The organism is Rosistilla ulvae, assembly GCF_007741475.1.
Lineage (GTDB): Bacteria > Planctomycetota > Planctomycetia > Pirellulales > Pirellulaceae > Rosistilla > Rosistilla ulvae.
Map to the genome: position 1 here is coordinate 2,431,118 of NZ_CP036261.1, position 18,736 is coordinate 2,449,853.

The window sequence follows — 18,736 nt, forward strand, 5'->3', positions numbered from 1 at the left end:
GCAGCGGAATTCTCGGCGCGATTGCCCGCCGACCGAACAAATGCGTTAGGAATGTTGGACCAAATCGGCTACAATGTCGTTTCGAAAACGAACGAAGGCGGTTCACCATTTTTGACGAGGTATTGAACAAATGCGCAAACCAGGCATTTGCGGCTCGGCTCATGAACGCCATGCATTCGAGTCGTTTGGAGGGACAACCCACGAAGGTCTTTGTTTGGCCAGCCGTCGCAATTTTGTGAAGGCGAGCGCCGCGGGGATCGCCGGGCTCTCCCTGCCAGCGCTCTTGCAACAACGCGCTGCGGCGACACAAGCCGGCCGCAGCATTTCATCGAACAAATCGGTGATCCTGCTGTGGATGACCGGCGGCCCAAGCCACATCGACATGTGGGATATGAAGCCCGATCGGCCGCTGAACAACCGCGGCCCCTTCTCGCCAATCCAGACGGCGATCCCGGGCGAATTCATTTGCGAACACCTGCCGCGACAAGCGGCGATGATGGATAAGTTCACGCTTATCCGATCGGTCGATTGTCGCAGCAGCAGCCATGAACCGAACATGGTCATGCAGACTGGCAACCGTGACGCGGCTCCGCGAACGAATCGACTGGGAGCCAACTATCCCTCGATCGCTTCGATCATCGCCAAGGAACGGGGCCCCAACCAACCGAACATGCCCGCTTACGTCGCCTTCCAAAAAGCTGCGGGGCACGTCGGACACGCCGGGTATCTCGGCCACGCGTTCGACCCGTTTCAAGGGAACGCCGCGGCAAAGCTGCCGATCTACGACACCGTGGGGAAGGACAGCGGACGGATCTCCGACGCGTCCATGTTTAACTTCGCCAAGGACTTGAGCTTCGAGCGGATCGAGCAGCGGCAACAACTGCTGAAGCAATTAGATCAGGTCCGGCGACGACTGGACCATTCCCCCGCCGTGCAAACATTGGATCAGTACCAGCAGCAAGCGATCCAGACCTTGACCGGCAGCCATGTCCAGAAAGCATTCGACCTAGGGCAGGAATCCCAAGCAACACGCGACGCCTACGGCGATCACCTGTGGTGCCAGCAGGCGTTGATGGCGCGACGGCTTGTCGAATCGGGAGTCTCTTTTGTCACGATCGACCTCAGCTACCATCCCTCCTCGGGAACCTGGGACAATCATGGCGACAACATTCCGCCTTATGGTGGAATCGAACGGGGCTTGAAGCCACTGCTGCCGCTGTTCGATCGCTTGATCACGACGCTCGTCTCGGATCTCGATCAACGCAACATGCTCGACGATGTATTAGTCGTTGCGATGGGAGAATTTGGCCGAACGCCGAACATGGGAACCCAGGGCAGCACCGACGGTCGCAACCACTGGCCGCAAGTGATGTCGATGTGTTTGGCTGGCGGCGGAATGCGACACGGCCAGATCATCGGCGCCACCGAAAAGGACGGGGGCCAAATCAAGAACCGTCCCGTCACACCGGGCGACTTGGCGGCAACGATCTATCACCACATGGGCGTGCCGCAAAACGTGACCTACGAGGACACCCGCGGGCGGCCCCACTTCGCGGTCCAAGAAAACGGGCGACCAATCTCGGAATTGATCTAACAAGCCCCGACGCCCGACAACTGTTTGGGCCTCCCTCCCCTTCGCTTTGACAAGGTCGGGGTTGCCCAAAGCGCGACATCTGCGAATACTTCGCTTAGCAGCGTTCACACGAGCGAGTGAATCTCACTTGCTAGCGAACCCTGCCTTAATGTATACCGCTTACGGCTTAACGTGGCCGCGAAGCCGGACCGAAGTGCCGATAGGCACATTGGCTCCGCACGAAGTGGAAGATGTTGGCTGTTTGGAGGATGGAATCGATGGGACGCGTTGGATCTTTTCTACTGGGTGTCGCCGTGGGTGCTGGCACGCTGTACACCGCGATGAACTACCACGTCGTCCGCTCCGATGGCGGGACCCACTTGGTTCGCAAGACCCAGGTCGGCCTGGACGGCACATTCGCTGACATCCGCCAATTCAGCATCACCGATTGGCGCGATCGACCTCAGCTAACCCAAGCGATGCTCAAAGCCCAACGATCCGACCTAATGCCCAACTCGCCCACGCAGAGCCTGCAGCAACGCGTTGGTTCGCTCTTCGGTGGCGTACTGGGACATCGACAATAAACTGCGTGCTGCGACCGCTACCACCAGCACAACGGACACTCTTTACGACGGACTAGCGAACGACCTCTCCCCTGGTCGATCCCTCTCTTGTGAGCGATTTGCTAGCGTGCAAAACGCTTCGCAAGCCCCCTCTCCCGTCCCAGCGATCCGCGCCCCAGGGCGATTCGCGTCGCCTGATGCCGGTTGTCCCGCCAGGCACCGGGGCCGCGTCCCAGGCAGGGTTGCCGCAATGAGGTTTGTCCCGCGATGAAATTCACACGAAACCATTACTTTTTGATCGGCATCCTGCTGATCTTGTTCGGAATTCAGTTTCGGTTAGTCGATTCGTTTGTGATCAACGAGCGATGCACCCGAGCCCTAGATCGCGTGATGCGGAAGACTCCCGTCGCAAGCAACGATGCGTTTTCGGCTTTCGCAATGCAGGTCCACCCCAACCCGACCAAACGCGTGCGGCCGCCACGCTGGATCGGCGCGGCGATGGTCGTCAGTGGAATAGTCGTCACCCTGCACAGCTTTGCCCTCAAACGCCACTGAATCGCGTCCTCCCCACCCCAGAAAAAGGCCCCACGCAGCAAGGAACCGCTGCCCCCCCCACCATCGCTCTACGTGGCTTCGAAGGAACGAACCACCGAGACAGCAATCCCAACAACCGTCCGTGTTGTGCGATTGACCATCGGAGTCCTTCACCCCATGTTCTTGCTGCCCATCGCCATCTATCTGTTTCGCGCTTCGCCCTGCGAACAACGCTCGGCCCTGAGCCTGATGTTCAGCGCATTGTTCATCTTCGGAATCCCCTGCTCAGTCGGACGGGGTGCGGATTTCGACGACAACAAAGGGGGAACCTTGCGACGCGAAGGATCGACGCTTGCGGAAGTCGCGGGTGAAGTGATGCCGGTTGGCAATCGATGGGTATTTGTAGGCAGCGACCAACGAACGTATCGGATCCACGAAAACCTGGCCCTGCAGCGAATCGTCCGCTCGCTCCGCCGCGACCATGCCGACAGCCATTGGACGATCGACGGCACGATCACGGAATTCATGGACGAAAACTTCCTGGAACTAACGCGGGCAACGCGAACGTCCCAGTCGAAGCGGTCGGAGATGAAGAGAGAGACCCCTTAAGGTCGTCGTTCGAACGAGACCGGCAGGGCAGCCAACGGTTGCTGATCTATAGATCCAACCGATCCAAGACGCCACGCGGGACAGCCAGCCGAAACAGCCCCTGCCCCTCGGGGGAGAGTTCCTTCCATTTACGATTCAGCGAATCGCCCAACTGAGCCGCTTCGTCATGTTTGCCCATCCCGCGCAGCGCATTTTCGCACTGAGCCATCGCGACGGCGGTCAGGTGCGGCGGCAGATCGGGGTCGTTCATGACTTCTCGAGCGACGCGTTGAGCGCTTTCGGGCGAGCCCTGCTGGTCGTAAAGACGCGCTAGCTGGATCCGTGCTTTGGCGGCATAGATTTTGTTTTCCGTACTATCAGCCGCCGGAAAACTAACCCAAACCGCTTGCCAGGCCGCCGGTGTGTTGATTCGCATCGCTTCAAAGAACTGGCGCTGAACCGATTCCTGAGGCTCGACAGTCGCCGCTTCAGTGCTCAACAGGTCGGCCACATCACTGCGATGCCGCGCCGACACGATCCCCGCAGCAAGCCCCAACACCGGCAACACAATCGCCGCCAACCACAACAACCGCCGGGCCGTGCTGGTCGGTTCGGCCGACATCACGCTTTGCAACGTCTTGGTGGCGGCCAACCGAACTGGCAGCGTTCCAAGCGACTCCTGCCCTCCCGATTCAGCGACCTTTTTCTGCAGATACTCGACCAACCGCGCCGGTGTATCGAACCGCTTCTTGGGATCTTTGGCCATCAACCGCGCGACGACCTCATCGATCCAACCGGGGATATGGTCGTCCATCCGCAACCCGCTGATACGGGGCGGTTCTTCGTGCAGATGACGCACCGCAATCGCCAGCGGTGTCTCCCCTTCGAACGGCGGACGTCCCGTCAGCACATGAAACATCGTCACGCCTAACGAATAAAGATCGCTGCGCACGTCGACCGGCTTGCCTTGCACCTGCTCGGGACTCATGTACAACGGCGTCCCAAGCGTCAGCCCGACCTGCGTCAGATCGCTTTGGAAATCGGGGTTCGCAATCCGCGCCAGCCCAAAGTCGGCGACTTTGACATCCCCTTTGTTGCTGAGCATGATGTTTTCGGGCTTGATGTCGCGATGCGTGATCCCCTGCTCGCACGCCGCGTCGAGCGCCGACGCCACCCCCATCATCACCGCCAAGCCCTGCTGAAGCGACAGCGGCCCCTCGCGATCGATCTGCTCGCGCAGATTGCGTCCATCGATGAATTCTTGGCTGATGAAATAGCGGCCCTCGGATCGCCCCACATCATAGACTTGTACGATGTTGGGATGCGACAACTTGGCCGCGGCCCGCGCCTCGCGCCGAAAGCGTTCGACGTAGTTATTGTCGTTGGCCAACGAGGCGCGCAAGATCTTAATAGCGACCTGGCGTTCCAGGGAAACTTGAGTCGCAAGATAGACATCCGCCATCCCGCCTCGCCCCAAGCGTCGCAAGATCTGCAGGTCCCCCAACTGACCGCCGGTCAGATCGTTGCCGATCTCGTGAGCGGTGAACGAGTCGTCAGGCTGGGCGTTGGTGGTGTCGGTCATTGCACAGGTTACTTCATACCCGATTTAATACCGGCGGCAATCTGTCGCTTGACGATCGCAACCAGCGTCACATCGTATTGCTTCTCGGGAACCTCGGCACGGGCAGCGACCAATCGCACCCGAGCGATGAATTCACGCAGCCCTTCGTCGGAAAACTCTTGATCCAACGAATACCCCGATTCGTGATCGGCCTTGGTCGAGATCGGCTCGAAGATATCGGCCATTTCCAACTGAGTGACTTTGTCCAGTTCGGCGCCACGTTGCAAACGCGAAAGATCGCGCAGGAAGGCGACCTTCTCCTCGTCGGTAAACGATTCGCGTTGGGCAATGACCGAGCCGATGAACTGCATATCGCCCCAGCTGACAATCGGCGCACGAACCAGACGCTGCATCACGCCAGCGATCTGCCAATCTTCCAGCTCTCCCGACTGGCCACGCACGATAAAGTCGCGCAGCTCCGCAATCGTGGTCGCTTTGTCATCCGGTTCCAATCGCGATTGTTCGATCAACGGGATCAACGTCCCGTCGATCGTCCGCAAGGCGAATTCGCCTCGCTGTTGAAACAGGTAATAGGTACCGCCGGCGCAGCTGATGAAAAACAGCATGCCCAGCAGCGCACCACCAGCGATCAATGCGGGAGCCCAGGCGGCGCACCCGGCCGGCTCTGCTGTCGTCGGAGGTGCGTTTGACGGGTCGGTTTTATTCTGGGTGTTCAATCTTCACGACTTCAAATTTTTGAATTCCCGCGGGGACACTGATCTCCGCAACCTGACCGACCTTTTTGCCCAACAGCCCTTGCCCGATGGGACTGGTCACCAGAATCTTACCGGCATCCAGATCATCGTCTCCCACGCCGACAAGCATAAACTCCTCCTCGTCGTGGTAGGTCAGGTCTTTCACTGTCACCTTGCAACCGAAAACGACCTCATCCTTGGGCAACTGAGAGACATCGACGATATCGGCCCGGGCGATCTTGCTTTTCAGTTCGTTGATCTTCGCCTGCAGCAACCCCTGATTTTCGCGTTGGGCGTGGTATTCGGCGTTCTCCTTCAGGTCTCCCTCTTCCCGCGCAGCCGCCAATTTCTCAGTGATCTCGGGCATCAGCACCCCTTCCAGATGGGCGACCTCCGCTTTCAATCGATTATAACCGTCGCGGGTCATTGGTACCGATCCACTCATGGCACCTGTTCCTTCCTGCTTTAAAGTTGGGTTCATTCAAAATTAAAGCGATCGACTCTTGAGTCAAGAAGTCGACCGCTCAATAGACGGAAACTGTCGTTTCAACACATTTTCAAGGTTTTGCATCCATTGTGCAACCCGCTCGGATGTCAGAGGAGAGCCAAAGCAGCGAATGCCGCCGATGCAGCGACATGGCAGCGCGATTATCCGCCTTTGCCCGGTTGTTCGGGGACTGTTTGCCATGCCGATTGGGGGCCCCAACTGCTCCACCAACGGACTGATTCGCCGCGACATCGATGCCGCCCGGCAAAAACAGCCGAACAAAACAGTTGGTAGGTCGAGGGCGTTTCAATCCCCTGAATCGCTGCAGCGCGGAGGCAATTCTTGTGCCAAAGAACCGATCTGGCCTAGTCAGCGTCGAAGGGATATGCACAATTTCTATGAATAGGATTCGCGGTGATGTCGCCACCAAACTCGGTGTGCGAAACAGCGGATGCTTGCCGTGGATGCGTTCGCGGCGAACAAACCTTTCTGGAAAGCAACCTGTCTTATGCGTCGAAACGATCTACGCAACGTCGTCATTATCGCTCACGTGGATCACGGCAAAACGACGCTCGTCGATTGTTTGCTGCGGCAAAGCAGCGAACAACGTGAATCCGATCTCCGCGGTGAACGGATTCTCGATTCGAACGATCTCGAAAAAGAACGTGGGATCACGATCCTTTCGAAGAACATCGCGATTCCCTATCGCGGCGTGAAAATCAACGTCATCGATACCCCTGGTCACGCCGACTTTGGCGGCGAGGTCGAACGCGTCGTCCGGATGGCCGACGGTGCGTTGGTCCTAGTCGACGCCGCCGAAGGCCCCATGCCGCAAACACGCTTCGTGTTGGAAAAGGCGTTGGAGGCGGGAGTCAAGCCGATCGTCGTGATCAACAAGATCGATCGTCCCGACGCCCGTTCGATGGAGGTTCTCGACGAAGCTCTCGAATTGCTGGCTGAACTTGGCGGCGACCACTTCCTCGACGATGCTTCTTATGTCTTCGCTTCCAGCAAAGAAGGCTACGCCACCGACGACCCGAGCAAACCGGGGACCGACATGACACCGCTGTTGGATCGTTTGGTCGACGATCTGCCCGGTCCCGATGTCGAAGTCGACGCGCCGTTGCAAATGTTGGTGACAACACTCGACTGGTCCGAATACGTCGGCCGAATCGCGATCGGACGGATCACTTCGGGAACGATGTCGGCCGAACAGACCGTCGCCGTGCATCAATCGGGCGACCGAATCGCACGACGCAAGGTCGGCGGATTGCATATCTTCGACAAGCTGGGACGCGTCGAAGTCGAGAAGGCCTCGGCCGGCGAAGTCGTCGCGATCGTTGGTCTGGACGACGTCGAGATCGGCGATACGATCTGCCATCCCGATCACCCGATGCCGCTGGATCGATTGAAAGTCGACGAACCGACGTTGGAAATGGTTTTCAGCATCAATTCATCCCCGATGGTCGGACGCGAAGGCAAATACGTGACCACGCGTCAATTGAAGACGCGTCTGGAAAAGGAACTCGAACGAAACGTCGCCCTCCGCGTCGCGCCGATCGAAGGAACCGAAGCTTACGCCGTGCGTGGCCGCGGTGTCCTTCACCTGTCGGTGTTGATCGAAACGATGCGTCGCGAAGGTTATGAATTGAGCGTCGGTAAGCCGCGCGTGGTCTTCCAGGAGATCGACGGCAAGAAGCACGAACCGTACGAAATCCTGAACGTCGAAGTCCCCGAAGAACGGATGGGACCCGTGATGGAATTGGTCGGTCACCGCCGCGGATTGTTGGAAGACATCTCGCCGCGCGGCAGCTACCAATTGCTGCGATTCAACATTCCCGCTCGCGGTCTGATCGGTTTGCGAACCCGGTTGCTCAACGCAACGCAAGGGACCGCGATCATTCACCATCGCTTCGACAGCTACCGTCCCGTCGAAGGCGAAGTTCCCTCGCGTGGCAACGGCGTGTTGGTCTCGATGACCAGCGGCAAAGCGGTTCCGTTCTCGCTGTTTACATTGCAAGATCGCAGCGAATTGTTCGTCCGCCCCGGCGACGAAATCTACGAGGGGATGATCGTTGGCGAAAACGTTCGTGACAACGATATGACCGTCAATCCGACCCGCGAGAAGAAGCTGACCAACATGCGAGCTTCGGGAAGCGATGACAACGTCGTCCTCAAACCGGCTCGCGAACTGTTCCTCGAAGCGGCTCTCGAATTCATCGAAGACGACGAACTTGTCGAGATCACTCCGTTGAGCATCCGGTTGCGTAAAGCGGTTCTGCGGGAATCGGATCGCCGCCGCATCGGCCGTTCGGGCTCCAAGGCTTAACGCGAACCGAAACGGAAGCCTCTGCCCGATCGCGGGCAGAGCAAATATGGCCGGCGGTCTAACCGCAATACCGTTCAACGAAGGAGCCTCGGACCGTCGCAAGAATTAGCGGCGGGATGTAGTGGACGGTTTTGGGTCTAAACGATCGTGGTCTTCGACGGTTGATCGGGCTGTTCGATCACAAAACGCGGGACCGCATATCCGGGCAACCGCGTTCGCAAGCCTTCGATCAGCTCGCAACCTCGTTCTTTTGAGACGTCGAAGTGAGCCGCGCCGGCGACCTGGTCTAGTTTGTGCAGATAATAAGGCGTCACGCGGAGATCGATCAGCCGCCGGCAGAGATCGGTCAACGCATCGAGGTCGTCGTTGACGCCGCGCAACAGCACCGCCTGGTTCAGCACCGGGATGCCGCGATCGATCAAACGCCCCAGTCCTTGCCCGACGGCTTCGTCGAGTTCGTTGGCGTGATTCGAATGGACGACCATCCAGACGGTCAGCCGCGAAGCGGTCAGCATCCCGACAAGGGCATCGTTGACGCGCGACGGCAGCACGATCGGCAGCCGGCTGTGAATCCTCAGCCGCCGCAGATGCGGAATCGACTGCAACGCGTCGATCAATCGCTCCAGCACCGGATCTGCCAGCATCAGCGGATCGCCGCCACTAAGCAAAACTTCTTCGATCGATTCGTCGGCGGCAATTTCATCGAGCGCCGGTTGCCACTGGTCGATCGAGTGCGGAATGTCCGAATAGGGGAAATGCCTGCGGAAGCAATAGCGACAGTGGATCGCACAGGCTCCCGTCGTGACCAACAGCACGCGGCCGGCATATTTGTGGATCAAACCTCCGCATCGCGTGAAGCTAGCTTCCTGCAACGGATCGCTGCCAAAGCCCTCGACCGCCGCGGTCTCGCTGGCCGCCGGAAAGACCTGCCGCAGCAGCGGATCGTTTGGATCGCCGGGACGGATCCGCGACAGAAACTCGCGCGTTACGAAGACCGGAAAATCAGCGGCGGCCTGATGCGATGGGGTGATCGCATCTTGCAGGCCTAGCAGTTCGACCAATTGTTGCCCCGTACGAACTGCATTTTTCAGCTGAACTTGCCAGCGAACAGAACTCTCCGACCGGGCGCGGACAGAATTTGTCGGATTCGCTAGAATCGGGACCTTCATTTCGCAGTTCTCGTTGAAACATGAAGCGGTGGGGCTTGAAGCTCCCGCGTGGGAACTGGACGACGGGTTCGCAGGCGAGAGATGCCGACCTGTATTCAAATCAATTTGGGAGTTTAGGACCAGTGGCAACGTACAACACAAGCGATTTCCGTAGGGGCCTCAAGGTTCAGATCGACGGCGAACCCTACCTGATGACCGAGATGACGTTCGTCAAGCCCGGCAAGGGGAACGCCATGTATAAATGCCGGCTGCGAAATCTCGTCCGAGGCACGTCGCTGGACCGCACCTACAAAGGGGGCGATTCGCTGGAGTCGGCCGATGTCGAAGAAATTGACACGCAATTCCTGTATCGCCAAGGCGATGGATTTGTCTTCATGGACAGCAAGACCTTCGATCAATACGAATTGACTGCCGCACAAGTCGACGATGCCTGGAAGTACCTCAAGGATGGCATCGCTTGCACGTTGACGCTCTACAACGGCAACCCGATCGTGATGAGCCCTCCGAACCATGTCGAGATGGAAATCATTGAATGCCAACCAGGTGCCAAGGGAGACACGGCGACCAACGTCACCAAACCAGCCAAGGTGGAAACGGGAGCCGAAATCACGGTCCCCGGTTTTATCAAAGAGGGGAACGTGATCAAGATCGACACCCGTACGGGCGCTTACGTCGAACGCGTCAACAACTAAGTTTTCAGCCTCTCGTTGCCAGAGCGCCAACACTGCGCTGCGATACCTTGTGGTCGCAGCCGGCGTTATCGTTTTGGCTCCCCTACGCTTCCTGATTTCAAAGGCCTTCACGTCTCATGTTCTTGTCGATCGATGGCATCGATGGTGCCGGCAAAACGACTCAGTTGGAGCGTTTGTGCAAATGGCTGCGTGAGTCGGGGGAAGATGTCGAATTCGTCCGCGATCCGGGAAGCACGCCAGCTGGCGAAGCGATTCGCGGGCTGTTGCTGGACAGCGATCTGGAAATGCATCGCCGCTGCGAAGCGATGCTCTACATGGCGGCTCGGACCCAATTGGTCGAAGCTCGCATTCGACCAGCGATCGCCGCCGGGAAAACCGTCGTCTCGGATCGATATCTGTTAGCCAACGTCGTCTACCAAAGTGTGGGTGGCGAAGCGGATCCCGAACTGCTGTGGGAACTGGGGCAGATTGCGACCGCAGGGATCTATCCCGATCTGACGATCCTGTTGGATCTGCCAGCCGACGCGGCAGCCGAGCGTCGCAGCGGACCGGCCGATCGCGTGGAACGACGCGGCGTCGAATATATGGAACAGGTCCGGCAAGCGTTCCTGCAACAGTTGCCCCGATGCCAGGGAGAGACCGTCGTGATCGATGCCGGGCAAAGCGTCGATGGTGTCTGGTCGGACATTCGTGATGCGGTCCAAGCGGCGATTCCCCGGCAGGATCGATAACGACGCCGGCGGCGAATTCTCAGATCACCTCGGAAGGCAGCTTCGATGCAATGGGACGACTATATTGGCCACGAACAACAGCGGGAATGGTTTGCCACGGCACTCCGCAATGGCCGACTGGGGAGCACGTTTCTGTTCGTCGGGCCCGCTTCGATCGGCAAGCAAACCTTCGCCACTTTGTTAGCCAAAACGCTGCTGTGCACTACCAATCCGCCCGAACAAATGCAGCCCTGCGGCCACTGTGAAAGCTGTCGACTGGTCGATGCCAAGACACACCCCGATCTGTTGCGGGTTGAAAAACCAGCTGACAAGTCGGTGATCCCCGTCGAAAAATTGGTCGGCCCTCGCGAGGCGCGTATGCAGGAGGGATTCTGCCACGACATCCGTCTGCGAGCCTATTATGGACGCCGCAAAATTGCGATCCTCGACGATGCCGACCACTTGAACCAAGAGGGGGCCAATTGCCTGCTGAAAACGCTCGAAGAGCCGCCGGTCGGATCGATCGTGATCCTAATCGGGACCAGTCTCCAGCGGCAGCTCCCCACGATCCGCAGCCGCGCACAAGTGATTCGGTTTGCCGAACTGACACCTTCCCAAGCCAAACAATTACTGCAGCGCAGCGAGATCGAAGCGGAAGAGGAAGCGATCGAACAGGCGCTTCAACTGGCCGGCGGCGATCTTTCGCAAGCCGCAGATATCTTGAACGAAGAATCGCAGGCGTTCCGCGGCGCGCTGGCGGAAATCCTGCAACCGCAAACACCCGCCGCGATCGAACTGGCCAGTCTGGTTTCGGACTACGTTAACGCCGCCGGCCAAGATGCTTCGGCGCGGCGCGGGCGGATGCGGCAGGTCTTTCGGACGGTGATCGAATTCTATCGAACCCAGATGCGAGACTCCTGCCAGACGCAGAAAGTATCGGAACCCGCGATGGACGTGACCCTGTACCGGATGGATCGCTGCGTCGAAGCGATCAACCAAGTCGATCGCAATGCGAACCAGCAGACGCTGGTCGAAAGTTGGTCCTGGGATTTGCAGCGTGGCAAACCGCTGGCCTAACTCGCGGCGGCGAAAAGCAATGCGTTGGACTCAGCCCCCATCGAGATCATGCCGCTAGCAACGAGGTGGTGAAATGCTCGATTTTTGCACTGGACGCAAACTTGGGAAATTGTCTAACGTTCCCAACTGGACGCTGCGTATCGTGTCCGTGATTTTTGAACCATTGCCGGGTGTCAGGGAGGACGCACGTGCAAACGATAAAAACTGCCGTCGTAACCGTATTGTTGCTTGTTGTCTTGTACGGAGCGTATGTTGCTATCAACACGCCACCGGTGATGATGCCTGATGAATTGCAGGCATTGGTCGAACAGGATGGTCTGCAAATCGATGATGGTGCGATCGACGTTCCCGAGATCGAAGTCCCGCCATTTGGCGATTCGTTCGGCGGAACGATCAGCTCCACTCAAGAGGGCGTCGTTGCTTCGCTCTCCTCGGAGCCTGAATCGGACGCCGCAACGGCCAGCTCCGATCCGCTCAACAGCCTGCCGCCACTGGACTTTGGTTCCGATCCCGCTGCGCCGCCAGCCGAAACCAACGACGATCCATCGGCAGCACCGCTGATGACCCTGGCGCTCCCCAAGCCCGAGGACCAAGGGCCCGCGGTTCAAGCCGATCCAGGACAAGATTATCCCGAAACACCGATGGCTGGCCTGTCCTTAAGTGGGCCTAGCGGTACGTCGCAGGACGAACTGAAACTACCCGAAACACCGCAACCGGCCGAAGCTTCGCTCTCCGATTCCGCCGGTGGTTTCCAGATGCCGTCGGATCCGAGCGCTTCGCCAACAGAAACTCCCGCAGCGGAGAGCCCAAGTTCCGATTCGGCCGCCGGAATCGACAATGCAATCCAAACCGCCGATCGTCAAGTCGCAGCCGGAGAGTTGCGAGAAGCACTCTTCACGTTGAGCCTGTTTTATGGCAGCCCCGATCTGACCGCGGAACAAACTGCCCAACTGATGCCACGCCTCAACGCCCTGGCTGGCGAAGTCGTCTACTCGCAACGCCACTTGGTCGAATCGGCTTACCGCGTTCAACCGGGTGACACGCTGCAGTCGATCGCATCGACTCGCCGCGTGCCGGTGCAGGTGCTGGCGAACATCAACGGTATCACCGATCCAGCCAGCCTCGTTCCTGGCACCGAATTAAAAGTCTTTACCGGCCCGTTTCGCGCCGAGATCGATCTCTCCAATTCGAAGCTAGCCCTCTTCCTGGGCGATCTCTATGCCGGGTCGTTTGCGGTGAAAACCGGAACCAGCCCAGCACCGGTCGAAGGGACCTTTGCGATCCAAGCCAAACAGAAGGCTCGCGCCTACTACGGCATGGACGGGACGACCTTTGCCGCGGGAGATCCACGCAATCCGTATGGTGAATTCTGGATCGACCTGGGAGACCGGTTGAGCATCCATGGCAGCCCCAGCATGCAACCGGGCGTCAGTGGCTTGGGATGCATCCAGATGAATACCGCGGACGCTCGCGACATCTACGGCATCCTTTCCGAAGGCTCTTCGGTCACGATTCGTCGCTAGATCGTCAACGCAATGGAAACGGATTCGCAAGGCGAATCCGTTTTTGCGTTGATCCAAATAAGCTGTGCAGCGGTTGCTCACGGTTCCTTGCTGAACCCGATGCGAACGCGTCTGGGGCTGATATCTCCAATCGCAGCGCCGATTTGCCCTGAGACGGATCGGTTTCGACGATGGCAGCAAACAACGACTGCGATCAACCGCGGCTGACGCGACGCGTGGTGACAAACAGGTCGCCGTCGATCGATTCGACTTGCAACGGTTCCAACTGCGGCGATTGAGCGATCTGCGACAGGCCGATTCCACCCAGCGGCCCCGGTGCCGCCGAACCACCGATCAATTTCGGGGCGATGTAGACGTGATATTCATCGATCGCATCGGCTTCGAAAAAGCTGGCCATCGCTCCCGCTCCCGCTTCCAACAAAAGATTGCTCATCCCTTGATCGTGGCACCAGTTGAGCAGCTGGTCGACGCCGCCGGTTCGGGTTCCCGATTCGTTCACGATCAAGCCCACACCAGCTTGCCGCAATGCATCGACCCGCTGTTGCGGCGCGTCGCCACGCACCACGGCATAGACCGCTGCGGCGTCGCGTGTCTTTAAAAGCTTGGAATCGAGCGGCAGTTCCGCTTTGTCATCCATCACGATCCGAACGGCAGTTCGTGGGCCGGGCGGCCGCGCGGTCAGGGTCGGATCGTCGGCCAGAACGCTGCCGATACCAGTCGCGATCGCGTCGACTTGACCGCGGACTTCATGAACTCGGCGGCGACTCGATTCGCCGCTGATCCATTGGCTGTTGCCGCTGTAGGTTGCGATCTTGCCGTCGAGCGTCATCGCCCACTTTGCGATCACCCAAGGCTTTTGTTGTCGCACGCGTTTGATAAACGGAGCGTTCAAGCGGTTGGCTTCCGCTTCGCAAACGCCGACTTCGACATCGATCCCGGCACCCCGTATCTGATCGATCCCACGCCCGGCGACTTCCGAGAATGGATCGACAGCCGCAATCACGACCCGTTTGGGACGAGCGGCGATCACGGCGTCGCTGCATGGCGGCGTCTTACCGGTGTGGCAGCAGGGTTCCAGCGTCACATACCAAGTGGCGCCAGCGGGATCGCAATCCGCTGGCAAGGCAGCTAACGCTTGGCGTTCGGCGTGAGGACCGCCGAACCGCTGGTGAAAGCCCTCGGCCAACGGCTTGCCATCGCGAACGATCACACAGCCGACCATTGGATTGGGCTCGACCAAGCCCTTCCCTTGAGCGGCTAATGCAAGCGCGTGACGCATCCATTGCTGATCGATGGGAAGGATCGATTGGGTCATACCACTTCAGCCCACATGCTTGCAGGACGGACACGCTTTTTCTTCGCCTTCGGTTTTGCAGCTGACTTTGCCGCGGCAATCACTGCCGCCGCTCCGGTTTGCTGTCCACTGGCTTGGCCTGCGGCGGCCGGACGCTTATTGGATCGTGGCTTAGCCGATCGAGGCTGCCCCGATGCGGGAGCTCCCGAGCGAGCACCGCCAGAGCGACGCGAGCCGCCGGGACGACGCGAATTGGTCCGCATCTCGTGCCGTTCGGCCGCTGAGACCGGTTTGGGCTGTTCGCCACTGACCTCCAGCTTCTGGCCGATCAATTTTTCGATCGCGTGCAACTCGCCACGTTCGGCGGCGGTGCAGAACGAGATCGCCAACCCTTCAGCTCCCGCTCGCCCGGTTCGGCCGATGCGATGGACATAGCTTTCCGGTTCGGTCGGCAGGTCGAAATTGACGACGTGCGTGACGCCATCGATGTCGATGCCGCGAGCGGCGACGTCGGTGGCGACCAAAACCTGGACCTGGCGACGGCGGAACGCATCCAACGCTCGCTGGCGTGCGCCTTGAGATTTGTTGCCGTGGATGGCAGCCGATGGAATTCCGCTCTTGACCAATTTTTCAGCCAACGTGTTGGCGCCACGCTTGGTGCGTGTGAAGACGATCGCGCGGTCGACATCGTCTCCCGAGAGAATCTTTCGCAGCATCGACTGCTTGTCGCTCCGTTCGGCATGGATCACGCGTTGCTCGATCCGTTCGACACTTGTCGTCTTGGGAGTCACGTTGACGCTGACCGGATCGCGCAACAAACGCTGCGTCAATTCGACGATCTTCGGCGGCATCGTGGCCGAGAAGAAGAGCGATTGGCGACGGGTGGGCAGCTTGCTGATAATCCGTTTCAGATCGGGCAAGAATCCCATGTCGAGCATCCGGTCGGCTTCGTCGAGCACAAAGACTTCCAAGCGATCCAATTGGATATGCCCTTGGTTCATCAAGTCCAACAAGCGGCCGGGGGTCGCCACAAGAACGTGGACACCACGCTGCATATCGCGAACTTGTTTATGTTGCCCCACACCACCGTAAACCAGGGCGTGGCGAAGTTTCAGATGCTTGCCGTAGGTGGCAAAGCTGTCGCCGATCTGGATCGCCAACTCGCGAGTTGGTGCCAGAACCAGAACCATCGGACGTCCCGGTTGCGTCTTGCGCGGTTCCGCTCCCAAGCGGTTCAGGATCGGCAATGCAAACGCAGCGGTCTTGCCGGTGCCGGTTTGAGCACATCCCAACACGTCGCGTTGATCGAGCGCGGCGGGGATCGTTTGCGCCTGGATCGGCGTCGGGATTTCGTAATTTTCGTCGGCCAAAGCGCGTTGTAATGGAGCGATCAGGTCGAGTTCTTGGAAAGTTTTCAAGGTTGTTCCTAGCAAAGATGTCGTGGACCGATCGAAAGGGCCCGATGGGGCGAATCGATCCGCGGGTTCGCGCCGTCAAAAATCGGCAGCGAGGGGTGTGTCTGAATGAAACCGCAAGCAAAGCGGTCGATGCGACGAACTTGGAACGCGGGCGGCATATTTGAAACCGGCGGACTAGCCAACGCATTTGCCGCACGAGCGGCGATTCTGGACAAACAAGAAAGTCACAGAATTTTGCGTCCCGTGTGAACGCAGGCGACTTTCCAGAGCGGTTTACATCAACCGGTGGAGGCCGCGGTATGCGGAGTGCGGCGAATTTGCCAGCACGCGTTTGGCAGGGTTTGCAGGAGCGTCCAGCCCCATCACAGCATATCCTGTTGGCCAGGAAAACGTCTTCAATTCAGATGAACGACGTTACTCGTTTGTTCCGAGGCCAGCGATCGATCGCTCTCTCTAGAGTGATCGTCTGCGAAAAGAGTACACCAAGAACAGGGTTTCTGCAAGCGATAAGCTGCCGATTGGGTAAACTAACCGGCCTCGCAAATGCTCTGGCTTGGGATCGCCCGGCGCTGTTATAAGTGGCCGCATCAGTCAATCGGTCCACACCGCTCACGGAGGAGTCGTCGGATATGCGCACGATCGCAATCATTAATCAGAAGGGTGGCGTCGGCAAGACAACCACCGCGGTCAATCTGTCCGCTGCCTTGGCCGAAGCGGGCAACCGCGTTTGTGTTGTCGACCTGGACCCGCAAGCCCACGCATCGCTGCACTTGGGAATTTCGGTTCTCGATGGCAACCCAAGCACCTACGAAGTCCTTTGCGGCGAGATCAGCCTGGCGCACGCACGGCAATGGGTCAGCCCTAATCTGGCCGTTGTTCCGGCGCACCTCGATCTGGCCGCTGCCGAAATGGAATTGTCGGGCGAAGTCGGTCGCGAGATGATTTTGCGCGACAAGGTCGCCGAAGACGACGAACAATTTGATTACATGATCCTCGACTGCCCGCCATCGCTGGGCGTCCTGACGCTCAACGCCCTGGTCGCGGTCGAAGAGGTCTTCCTGCCGCTGCAACCTCACTTCCTGGCGTTGCACGGACTCAGCAAACTGTTGCGAACTGTCGAGATCGTTTCGATGCGGTTGAACGAATCGCTGCGGATGAGCGGCGTGGTGCTGTGCATGTACGATTCGACCACGCGACTGGCGGCGGAAGTTTCCAGCGACGTCGAACAGTTCTTTAACAGCTCCCAAGGTGGACGCCACATTCTCGATGGCGCCAAGTTCTTCGACACGCGAATTCGCCGCAACATTCGTTTGGCCGAAGCTCCCAGCTTTGGACAATCGATCTTGCAATACGCTTCGGCTTCCAACGGTGCCGAAGACTACCGATCGCTGGCGGGTGAAGTCCAAGCACAGATCGCCCGCGCCACCGCGGCAGCCTAACCTCCGCGGACGATACCAGACTGCCGCCAATGCAAATCGCCCCGCGAGGTTTCCGGCAATCGATGCCAAAGACCGCGAAGGGCGAATGCTGGATCCAACGTCTTCAAATGAAGCGTTGCTTCGATCGCACGGCTACTTCTCGAGTGGTTTCTCGTTCCCCTTGCCGTCTTTCAAATACGGCTCGCGAACCTGCTCTCCTTGAGCGGGTTGCAGTTCGCGAACCCAGATGTTGCGGAAGCGAACTGGATTGCCGTGGTCTTGCAGACGAATCGGCAATCGATCGGCGTGCTGCTTGTATTCCGCCGGACGATGGTAGGGCGTGTCCCCTTTCAGTTCATAGTGGTTCTGAATCACGACACCGTTGTGCAGCGCGGTGATGTAGGCTGGCGATTTCAGCGATCCATCTTCATTGAACCGTGGCGCTGTCCAGATCACGTCGTAGACGTTCCATTGCCCGGGCGGCCGAGTCGCGTTGACTTGCGGCGGCGTCTGTTTGTAGATCGCCCCGGCTTGGCCATCGTGGTAGGTTTCGTTGTCGTACGAATCAAGGATCTGCAATTCGTAGGTGTCCATTAAAAACAGCCCGCTGTTGCCGCGGCCCTGACCGCGGCCGGTAGCCGGCGTTGGGGCGGACCATTCGATATGCACCTGGCAATCGCCAAACGCTTCCTTGGTTCGAATGTCCCCCTTGCCCGAGACGGCCGCGCCGTCGACGATCTTCCAATTGTCGGTCCCCTTCCAAGCCGACAGATCGGTACCATCGAACAACACGATCGCATCCGATGGCGGTTTGTTCTCTTCGCCTGGAGTCACGACAGCTGGCGGCTGCCACTTGATGCCATTGAGGTATTCGTCGGCCGACGCCAACGGTGCGATCGATGCAGCCAGGGCGACGCTGCAAAGGATGGTTTGATTCATTGGTTTCATTTGGGTTATCCTGCTGGGCTTCAAAGGTGAATCATCGAGGCGACGCGGCTGCGGCTTGCTTTTCCCAGCCCTCCCACGCCGCGTGGTCCACCAAGAT

General features: G+C 58.8%; 17 protein-coding genes. 10 read left to right on the plus strand and 7 right to left on the minus strand.

Annotation, left to right across the window (positions count from 1 at the left end; translation table 11 throughout):
* Positions 1–214 precede the first annotated feature (214 nt).
* The 4 genes from EC9_RS08735 to EC9_RS08750 all read left to right on the plus strand — a co-directional run bounded on the left by EC9_RS08735 (position 215) and on the right by EC9_RS08750 (position 3,279).
* Positions 215–1,594: a DUF1501 domain-containing protein gene (locus tag EC9_RS08735; RefSeq protein ID WP_218934684.1), complete on the plus strand. Its 1,380-nt coding sequence runs from the start codon at positions 215–217 to the stop codon at positions 1,592–1,594.
* Between the two features lie 257 nt (positions 1,595–1,851).
* Positions 1,852–2,157 carry a hypothetical protein gene (locus tag EC9_RS08740; protein ID WP_145344141.1) on the plus strand — a complete coding sequence of 102 codons (306 nt, stop codon included), beginning with the start codon at positions 1,852–1,854 and terminating at the stop codon, positions 2,155–2,157.
* Between the two features lie 246 nt (positions 2,158–2,403).
* On the plus strand, positions 2,404–2,691 hold the full coding sequence (locus EC9_RS08745) for a hypothetical protein (RefSeq protein ID WP_145344143.1): 288 nt from the start codon (positions 2,404–2,406) through the stop codon (positions 2,689–2,691).
* 156 nt (positions 2,692–2,847) lie between these two features.
* Complete coding sequence (locus tag EC9_RS08750) at positions 2,848–3,279, plus strand: hypothetical protein (protein WP_145344145.1); 432 nt, start codon at positions 2,848–2,850, stop codon at positions 3,277–3,279.
* 46 nt (positions 3,280–3,325) lie between these two features.
* Here the strand turns inward: EC9_RS08750 and EC9_RS08755 are convergent, their stop codons facing one another.
* Genes EC9_RS08755 through greA form a run of 3 tightly spaced genes read right to left on the minus strand, consistent with a single transcriptional unit; the run spans position 3,326 to position 6,019 of the window.
* On the minus strand, positions 3,326–4,840 hold the full coding sequence (locus tag EC9_RS08755; RefSeq protein WP_145344147.1) for a serine/threonine-protein kinase: 1,515 nt from the start codon (positions 4,838–4,840) through the stop codon (positions 3,326–3,328).
* 8 nt (positions 4,841–4,848) lie between these two features.
* Complete coding sequence (locus EC9_RS08760; protein ID WP_145344149.1) at positions 4,849–5,556, minus strand: hypothetical protein; 708 nt, start codon at positions 5,554–5,556, stop codon at positions 4,849–4,851.
* The gene (greA, locus tag EC9_RS08765; RefSeq protein ID WP_145344151.1) at positions 5,540–6,019 is read right to left on the minus strand and encodes a transcription elongation factor GreA; all 480 of its coding nucleotides are present in this window, start codon (positions 6,017–6,019) and stop codon (positions 5,540–5,542) included. The genes EC9_RS08760 and greA overlap by 17 nt, the downstream gene beginning before the upstream one ends.
* A gap of 550 nt (positions 6,020–6,569) precedes the next feature.
* On the opposite strand from greA, the gene typA reads away from it, so the two are divergent.
* Entirely contained in the window at positions 6,570–8,390 is a 1,821-nt protein-coding gene (typA, locus tag EC9_RS08770) for a translational GTPase TypA (protein WP_145344153.1), read from the plus strand.
* A 137-nt stretch (positions 8,391–8,527) separates the two neighbouring features.
* Here typA and epmB read toward each other — a convergent pair whose 3' ends face one another.
* A complete protein-coding gene (gene epmB / locus EC9_RS08775; RefSeq protein WP_145344156.1) occupies positions 8,528–9,559 on the minus strand; it encodes an EF-P beta-lysylation protein EpmB in 1,032 nt (343 codons plus the stop codon).
* Positions 9,560–9,681: 122 nt separating this feature from the next.
* Between epmB and efp the strand changes: the two genes are divergently transcribed.
* From efp to EC9_RS08795, 4 genes are all read left to right on the plus strand, one after another.
* Positions 9,682–10,251, plus strand: coding sequence for an elongation factor P (efp, locus tag EC9_RS08780; RefSeq protein WP_246106030.1), 570 nt, complete (start codon positions 9,682–9,684; stop codon positions 10,249–10,251).
* Positions 10,252–10,367: 116 nt separating this feature from the next.
* Entirely contained in the window at positions 10,368–10,982 is a 615-nt protein-coding gene (gene tmk / locus EC9_RS08785; RefSeq protein ID WP_145344160.1) for a dTMP kinase, read from the plus strand.
* 45 nt (positions 10,983–11,027) lie between these two features.
* Positions 11,028–12,038: a DNA polymerase III subunit gene (locus EC9_RS08790; protein WP_145344162.1), complete on the plus strand. Its 1,011-nt coding sequence runs from the start codon at positions 11,028–11,030 to the stop codon at positions 12,036–12,038.
* 188 nt (positions 12,039–12,226) lie between these two features.
* Positions 12,227–13,561, plus strand: a complete 1,335-nt coding sequence (locus EC9_RS08795; RefSeq protein ID WP_145344164.1) for a L,D-transpeptidase family protein — start codon at positions 12,227–12,229, stop codon at positions 13,559–13,561.
* 193 nt (positions 13,562–13,754) lie between these two features.
* Here the strand turns inward: EC9_RS08795 and ribD are convergent, their stop codons facing one another.
* Both ribD and EC9_RS08805 read right to left on the minus strand, forming a co-directional pair.
* Positions 13,755–14,876, minus strand: coding sequence for a bifunctional diaminohydroxyphosphoribosylaminopyrimidine deaminase/5-amino-6-(5-phosphoribosylamino)uracil reductase RibD (ribD, locus tag EC9_RS08800; protein WP_145344166.1), 1,122 nt, complete (start codon positions 14,874–14,876; stop codon positions 13,755–13,757).
* A complete protein-coding gene (locus tag EC9_RS08805; protein ID WP_145344169.1) occupies positions 14,873–16,273 on the minus strand; it encodes a DEAD/DEAH box helicase in 1,401 nt (466 codons plus the stop codon). Before EC9_RS08805 ends, ribD begins: the two co-directional genes overlap by 4 nt.
* 629 nt (positions 16,274–16,902) lie before the next feature.
* On the opposite strand from EC9_RS08805, the gene EC9_RS08810 reads away from it, so the two are divergent.
* Positions 16,903–17,712: a ParA family protein gene (locus EC9_RS08810; RefSeq protein ID WP_145344171.1), complete on the plus strand. Its 810-nt coding sequence runs from the start codon at positions 16,903–16,905 to the stop codon at positions 17,710–17,712.
* A 132-nt stretch (positions 17,713–17,844) separates the two neighbouring features.
* Here the strand turns inward: EC9_RS08810 and EC9_RS08815 are convergent, their stop codons facing one another.
* Entirely contained in the window at positions 17,845–18,630 is a 786-nt protein-coding gene (locus tag EC9_RS08815; RefSeq protein ID WP_145344173.1) for a 3-keto-disaccharide hydrolase, read from the minus strand.
* Between the last annotated feature and the right edge of the window lie 106 nt (positions 18,631–18,736).